This window comes from Pararhizobium sp. P1_E7 (assembly GCF_056405855.1).
In genome coordinates, this window is sequence record NZ_JBFUBH010000105.1 from 1 (window position 1) to 7,944 (window position 7,944).

Consider the following 7,944-nt stretch of genomic DNA (forward strand, 5'->3'; position numbering starts at 1 on the left):
GTCGATATCTGGGGCACGGACGTCTTCGCAAATTCCCTGACGCTGGATCAGGGCGATCTGGACGGCATTTGCGAGCCGACGGAACGCGGACCGATCCCCTTGGCCTGGACCGCGACACAGACGCAATTCGTGCCGATGTGGATGCGTCTGGAAACCGGGGAGCCGTTTTTTGGCGATCCGCGCCGCACGTTGGCCGATATCCTCGACAGGTTTCGGGCGGTTCAACTGACCCCCGTCGTCGCGACAGAAGTCGAATTCTACCTGATTGATCCCAAATCGCCGCGGGCGAAGCCCCTGACGCCGATGCCGATCGGCCATGCGGATGCCAAGGACACGATCTACTCGCTGGAAGAGCTGGCCGAGGTCGGTGCTTTTCTGGACGATGTCTACGCGATGGCCGCCGCATGCGGCGTTGCCGTCGATGCCGCAACGTCGGAGAGCGGGCCGAGCCAGTTCGAGTTCAACCTGGTGCATGGTCCCGATGCGCTTAAGGTGGCCGACGATACCGTGTTCTTCAAGCAGATCGTTCGCAACATGGCACGCAAGCACGGCTTTGCCGCGACCTTTATGGCAAAGCCCTATCCGGCACACTCCGGCAGCGGGCTGCATGTGCATTTCAGCATTGTGGATGCGCAAGGCCGCAACGTTTTCGACAATGGCGGCCCTGAAGGCACGATCTTGATGCGGCAGGCCGTAGCCGGCCTGATCGACGCCATGCCCGATTGCACCGCGCTGTTTGCGCCGCACCTGAATTCGTTTCGCAGGCTCTGCCCTGAAAGCCTGGCGCCAACCACAGCGGCCTGGGGCTATGAAAACCGGACGGCGGCAATCCGCATCCCCGGTGGTCCAGCCGCTGCCCGCCRCATCGAACATCGTGTCGCAGGCATTGACGCCAATCCTTATCTTGTGATTGCAGCCATTCTGGGCGCGGCCATAGATGGCATCGCGCGGCGCGCCGAGCCGCCAGTGCCAACGGCGGGCAACACTTATGCCAGCGATGCCAGATCCCTTCCTGCAACATGGCCGTCCGCTCTCGATCTCTTCGAGCAGAGTGAGATCGTCAAACGGATTTTCCAGCCGAAACTTATCGAGATGTTTTCGACCTGCAAGCGCCAGGAGCTTGCCGTGTTCAACCGCGATATTTCAGATTTGGAATATGCAAGCTACCTGCATAGCGTCTAGGCGTTCAGAAACGGAAGCGGATGATCGCAGGCCCGTTGGCTGCGTGTCCAGCCGGGCTCTCAGGTGGCGCTAGAGAGGCAGTCCGGCCAGAACGGCTGCCGTTGGGAAGCAACGGTTAGCCGCGTTCAATCGTTGGGGCCGATCGTTGATTGAACCACGCATGCGACAGTAGACACCCTTGAGAGCGTCAAATGCAACGTGGTGCGTGTTACATCCGCCATTCGATGGCTATGCTGTATCTATTTGATATAATTAACTTTAATCCAAACCACGAACACGTCCGCCAGCGCGGACGGTTCTCGAACGGTTTCAAACGCAAAAAATCGGGCGGGGGCCGAAGAAGAGCAGCAGCCGCAGGTATCGCACGTCGTCACAAAGCGGACCGGACCGTCGGTGGACGTGTACCAGATTGGTGAAATTGCACGCGGCGGTAGCTCCCCAAGTTGAAATAGATCGGCTAAGCTTCTCAAGCGCGAGCAGCCCTGCAGCGCATTTCTGGACTTGTTGGACGTTCGGTGGGCCCGCAATTTCTCTTTCGAGGTCACGCGTCTCCAACGGAACTCGAAAAAGAGCGCATGATAGCATCGCATGAACGTGAGTTGATCCTGCAGGCGGTCGAATCGATATGCCGATCCTCCCACCTCTGCAGGTCGCAGCGAATTCAGGAATTCCTTCGTTACGTGGTTTCCGAAACGTTGGAGGGCCGGGCGAAGCGAATCAAGTCATCCACTGTTGGCCAGAAGCTATTTGGACGCTCCGACAGCTTTGGTCCAAGAGAGTCCGTTGTCCGCTCTACCGCGAGCCGGCTCCGCGTTGCCCTGTCCGCCTATTACCGGGACGAGGGAAAATCGGATCCGGTGATTATCAGCATCAATCGCGGCTCATACGTTCCCGAGTTCAGTTTAAGGGCGGATCCTGCCGCCGCGCCGGCGCCGCCGCCCATCTCTACTTCTAAAAAATACAGCGCAATCCGGAAAGCGCTGACAGAGAAACGGCTCCCTCTGCTCCGGGCTCTGTCCTCGGCTATTGTGGGCGCCTGCGTCGTCAGCCTGCTAATATTCCTGTCTTCTAGCGGTCCTCCGCTGCAACAGCATTTGAAACCCCGTGCCGCTGCCGGGCGCACCTGCATTGTTGTCCCGCCAGCAGTTGCGACCGGGCATTCGTCTGCTGCGGTCGATCTTGTGGAAGCGCTGGACGATCAACTCGCCGTCGAAATGCGGGCAATAGGCGCCGCGACGATCATTGCTGCTGCTGACGCGGAAGCCGCCAACAGGCTCGCTGAGCGGTGCGCGGCGGATCCGGCCGCAAGTGCCTTCCTGTTCAATGTGACAGTGCGCCCGGCAGATGAGGGATTGCTGATGGTTTGGCGCCTCGTCGATTTCCAAACCAAGGCCGTCGAGTCGTCCTCGACGGTTCACATTGATGCAGGCGCGATGCCGGCCCAAACAATCAACATGCTCGCCTCCCAAGTCCTCGGCATCGACGGAACGCTGGCGATCGTGCTGGACCGGCAACATGACCAGCTGTCCGGCGATCCGCGCAGCTGTTTGTCCAAGGCTCAGCGGCTCGAGAATCTCTTCGAGGATCAGCTGCGCGCGACGTTGCGCGACTGTCTCGAACACATAGTGCAGAAGACGCCGAACAGCGCGGAAGCCTGGGCTCTGCTGAGTGTGGTTTACGTGCGTGAGAGCCGCAACGAGCCGACATTTGGCCGTACTCCCGCACCTTTCGCCATGAAGGCACGCCATGCAGCCCAGGAGGCCGAGCGCCTTGCACCCGATACATTCCTGACGCTGCGGGGACTCATGTATGTGGCCTCCCTCGACAACCACTTGCCGATATTCGAAGCGATTTCATCACAACTGCTGGAACGCTTCGGTGGCGACCCGAACCTCAAGATTTTGATCGGCAGCTTGTATGTTGGTTTTGGTGAGTATGACCGGGGAAGCCCCCTCATCAAGCAAGGGATTGCCCAAAAACGATCGGCCGAAGGCATTGATTTCGTCATGCTTGCCTTTGCAGCCTACGCTCAAGGCGATTACTCGCAAGCCCTTGAACTCGCCGATCTTGCCCTTCCCGAAGGGTATTATCTGGTGCCCCTCATCAAGGCAGCCGCGCTTGGCCAACTCCATCGCGCTGATGAGGCGAAAGGTGAGTTGCACAAGCTGGAAGCCTTGCGACCCAACTATTTAAGATTTCTCTATCCCGATTTCCGAACGAGAAACATTGGCGAAACGGTGATTGCCGCCTTCGATGACGGTCTTCGAAAGGCCGCCGGAGAACAGCATTGACGGCTGCGAACGCAACTTGGTGATCTGAATGAGGCCCCGCGGATCCGCGGGTGCCCAATCGAAACCGGCCGCTCTCGCCGTTGAGAGCGGCCGGCCGGTGCAGCTGCCGCACCAACGTCAGCTGCCGGTTCAATCTCTGGGTCCGCTACATCGATCGAACATTTCCACGATTAGTACCGGCAAGCCGCTAACGCAATGTATGACGTGTTACATCCGCCGTTGAGCTTCGCCATGGCTATAGCATTGATTCAATACCAATATTTCTATTTGTAACAGGTGTAACGGTTGTTGGGCGGCACCCCAAACGGTTTCAAGTCGGCAAAATCCGGTCGCGTCGTTCTGCTGATGACTGTATACTTGATCAATACTTTCCCAATACCTTTTCAAGAAAGCAACGGCGGGTCTGGCTGTCCAGCAAGGAAGCAAGCTAGGGACCACAATACGGGACCGCCGCAAACCCGATCACGGGAGGTTCGCCCGTCCCGGCCTCCTTCATGGAGATTTGATGAGCAGCATTTTTTCCCTTCTCGGCGAAGCCTTGGGCGTCGAGACCATAAAGTTGATCGGCATCGAATTTGCTAAAGGAACCAAGTTCATGATGGTCGCATGTCTCTGGATCTTCGTCGGCGAAGCCTTTGTGTCATTTCTAATGCTGGTCAAAAACTGGCCATTCCCGGCCACCCCAATAGCGGCATACGGGTTGGCCGCACTCCTGGCCATTGGCGATAGCATCGGACATCTCTACTCAGGCCTTTACTATCGCAGCACTTCAATGCCCTTGATGGCATTGACAATCTGTACCGCGGGCAATGTCCTTTCCAACTACTATGCCCAGCAACACGATCAAATGCCCTATATGGAAGCGCTTAGCAGTGTCTGGACGATATCGACGGCCTTTGGCTTTTTGCTGGTCTTTAGCTGGGCGCTGGAGAGGCTGGCGGCACAAGAGAACTCGCCTGACTAACCGCAGGTCAGCCAGCCGGCTCCCTGGCAGGCTGGCTCATTGGAGCGTGGCGTGCCTGCCCATAGCACCGAGCGATGCTATGGGCGCGGTCATCTCGTGGACCGGGATCAGCCAGCGCAGCCGGTTCCCACGACCCGTTACATCTTGACCCGTGAGGCCTTCGGATCATATGCGGGCGAAAGATGCACGGTTGCCGCGAACCGTTCGCCGGCGAGATCAATCTCGAAGCGGYCGGTTTCAAGATAATTCCTATCCACGGCGGTATCTTCAAGAAGTCCCAGGGCAACGGAGCGGCCAAGCGTGTGACCATAGGCTGCCGAGCGGACTTCGCCGACCGGCTTACCATCGCGAAGGATCAACTCCCCGCCCCAGAGCATGGGGACAGGATCATCGACGGTGAATTGCACGATGCGCCTCGATGGCACGCCCTTTGCTTTTGCCTCAAGCAGCGCCTTGCGGCCAATGAAACCGCCCTCCTTGTCGATGGAAACCGCGAAAGCAAGGCCGGCCTCATAGGGATTGATGTCCGGCGTAAGCTCGCGGCTCCAGGCGCGGTAGCCCTTTTCCAGCCGCAGCGCTTCCAGCGCATAATAGCCGCAATCGATCAGTCCGAAATCGCGGCCGGCCGCCTGCAGCGCCTCGTAAACGCCAACGGCAAATTCTGTCGGCACGATCAGCTCCCAGCCGAGTTCGCCGACATAGGTCATGCGGTTGGCAAAGGCCGTGGCATATCCGACATCGATCTCGCGGATCGTCGAAAAGGGAAAGGCTTCGTTTGACAGGTCGGCGGATGTCACGCGGCTGAGGATATTGCGCGATTGCGGTCCCATCAGCGCGAGCACGGAATAGGCGGAGGTAACATCTGTGAGAGTAACATGGGCATCGGCGGGGGTGTTTTTACGGATCCAGTCGGCATCATGCACCGCCTGTGCCGAGCCTGTCACCAGAAGGAAGCGATCGCTGGCAAGCCGCATGACGGTCAGATCGGTTTCATAGCCGCCACGCGCATTCAATAGCCCGGTATAGACGGACCGGCCGATGGCAACATCGATCTCGGCGGTGCAAAGGCGGTTAAGCACCGCCACAGCGTCACGCCCCTGCACCAGTAGCTTGGCAAAGGAGGTCTGATCGAAGATGCCGGCCGCCTCACGCGTCGCCTTCATTTCGCGCTTCACGGCCTCGTGCCAGTTCTGACGGCCAAAGGCATAGTCCGTCACCGGCGTTTCACCCGCGCCGGCAAACCAGTTGGCGCGCTCCCAGCCCATTTTCGAGCCGAAGCAGGCTCCCTTCGCAGCAAGGCGATCATAGAGAGGCGAGCGGCGGAAAGGACGCGCGGTATCCAGCTCCCGGTTCGGCCAGGGCATCGCGTAGTGCAGGCCAAGCGTCTCCTTGACGCGGTCGTGCAGCCAGCGCGGATTGTTGTTGAAGGTCGCGAAACGCCGGATATCGACCGGCCAAAGATCCATGGTCGGGGAACCATTGACGACCCACTCCGCCAAGGCACGCCCCGCGCCACCGGCGCTGGCGATGCCCATCGAATTGAAGCCTGCGCCGACGAAGAAATTCTTCAGTTCCGGCGCCTCGCCGAGAATAAAGTTATTGTCCGGCGTAAAGCTCTCCGGCCCGTTGTAGAACTTCTTGACCTCGGCCGTTGCAAGCTGCGGTACCCGCTGCAGCGCGTTCTGCATCAGGATTTCGAACTGGTCCCAATCGTCCGGCAAAAGGGCGAATTCGAAATTGTCGGGAATACCCGCCATGCCCCACGGCTTCGCTTCCGGCTCAAATCCGCCCATGACGAGGCCGCCGACCTCCTCCTTGAAGTAGATATAGCCATCCGGATCGCGCATGACCGGCAAATCGGGGTGCACGCCCTCAATTTTGCCGGTGACGATATACATGTGCTCCGCCGAATGCAGCGGCACCGATACGCCGCACATCAGGCCCACCTTGCGCGCCCATTGGCCGGCGCAGTTGATGACGATTTCGGCAGCGATCGATCCCTTGTCGGTGTCTACTCCCGTCACCCTGCCACCGGCAGCGGAAATGCCGGTGACCTGCACCCGCTCGAAAATGCGGGCGCCGCGGCTTCGGGCACCTTTCGCCAGCGACTGCGTCAGGTCCGTGGGGTTGGCCTTGCCGTCGCCCGGCAGCCAGACGGCACCGACGAGATCATCGATAGCCATGACAGGCCAGAGATCCTGCGCTTCCCGGGGTGAGATCACCTCGACCTCGATGCCCTGCGCACGGGCCGATGCGGCCGTGCGCTTCAATACCGTCATGCGATCGGCAGAGCGCGCCACGGAAACCGAGCCGCAGTTCTTCCATCCGGTGGCAAGGCCCGTCTCCGCTTCGAGCTCGCTGTAGAGCTGGGTCGAATATTTGATGAGGCCGGTCATGTTGGCGTGACTGCGCAGCTGGCCGACAAGGCCGGCCGCATGCCATGTCGTGCCGCCGCTCAGCTGTCCCTGCTCCAGAAGGACGACGTCCGTCCAGCCGAGCTTGGTCAGATGATAGGCGACCGAGCAACCGATGATGCCGCCGCCGACAATGACGACGCGTGCCTGCGTTGGAAAATCCTTAGCCATGAACAAACCTCCCGAAGCTGTTGGAAGGCCTGACCTTAGCAGACGAGCGGTAAATAACAAGACAAAATATTACATTAAGTTACATTATCGTCCATTGCGACAATCAGGCCTACGCCCTTCCGCTCGATCGCCTCGCAGATCGCCTGCGGCGGACGCACGTCGACGATGATGCCCGCGGCCAGTTCGAAACGCGGAATCCTGAGCGGCGTCAAGCGCCCGAACTTGGAGCTGTCGAGAACGAAGTAGGCCTTGGCCGCGGTCGCCGCCATACGGGAACGCTGCTCGGCGCCGTTGCGGGTGAAATCTGTCACCTCGCCATCGGGAGACAGGCCGCCGCCGCCGAGAAACGCCACGTCCACCCGAAAATGGCTCATGGCTTCCAGCGCATCGATGCCGACGGCAGCCTCTTCCGCCGGATCGATTTCGCCGCCGATCATATGCACGCGCACCAGCGGCTGGCGGCACAACTGCAACGCTATGGAGAGGGAAGTCGTGCAGATCGTTAGGTTTTTTCGCTCCGCTAGCGCTTGTGCCACGGCCAGCGTCGTCGTGCCGGAATCGAGAAAGACGACCATGCCATCGCGGACAAGACCCGCCGCAGCACGACCGATTGCCTCCTTCGCCGTTGCATTCTCTTGCCTTCGTTCCACGAATGCCGCCTCGGTCGGCTCGAAAAGCGTTGCCCCGCCGTGGATGAGGCCGAGATGACCGAGATCGGCCAGGTGCTTCAGGTCGCGGCGAATGGTCTGCCGCGACACATCGAAAAAATCGGCAAGTTCGGTGATGCCGACCGTACCATCGGCGTCAAGACGACGCAGGATTTCGCCGTGGCGGCGCGGAGCAAGCGCTCTGGTGTTTGAAGAATCTGACATCCGGATATCTGCGATTATTTCCATCGTTTTGGCAAGTAGCGACGCAAAAT

Annotated in this window: 5 protein-coding genes; 3 read left to right on the top strand and 2 right to left on the bottom strand. The window is 59.5% G+C overall.

Annotation, left to right across the window (positions count from 1 at the left end; all coding sequences use genetic code 11):
* From AC1D17_RS26775 to AC1D17_RS26785, 3 genes are all read left to right on the top strand, one after another.
* Positions 1-1,182: glutamine synthetase family protein (locus AC1D17_RS26775; RefSeq protein ID WP_477568291.1), on the top strand; the 1,182-nt coding region annotated here is incomplete at its 5' end.
* Positions 1,183-1,862: 680 nt separating this feature from the next.
* On the top strand, positions 1,863-3,473 hold the full coding sequence (locus AC1D17_RS26780) for a tetratricopeptide repeat protein (RefSeq protein ID WP_477568292.1): 1,611 nt from the start codon (positions 1,863-1,865) through the stop codon (positions 3,471-3,473).
* A gap of 505 nt (positions 3,474-3,978) precedes the next feature.
* Positions 3,979-4,437, top strand: coding sequence for a hypothetical protein (locus AC1D17_RS26785; protein ID WP_477568293.1), 459 nt, complete (start codon positions 3,979-3,981; stop codon positions 4,435-4,437).
* Positions 4,438-4,574: 137 nt separating this feature from the next.
* Here the strand turns inward: AC1D17_RS26785 and AC1D17_RS26790 are convergent, their stop codons facing one another.
* Positions 4,575-7,022 carry a GcvT family protein gene (locus AC1D17_RS26790; RefSeq protein WP_477568294.1) on the bottom strand — a complete coding sequence of 816 codons (2,448 nt, stop codon included), beginning with the start codon at positions 7,020-7,022 and terminating at the stop codon, positions 4,575-4,577.
* Between the two features lie 74 nt (positions 7,023-7,096).
* Positions 7,097-7,894 (bottom strand): DeoR/GlpR family DNA-binding transcription regulator, encoded by a 798-nt coding sequence (locus tag AC1D17_RS26795; protein ID WP_477568295.1) that lies wholly within the window; start codon positions 7,892-7,894, stop codon positions 7,097-7,099.
* Positions 7,895-7,944: the final 50 nt, after the last annotated feature.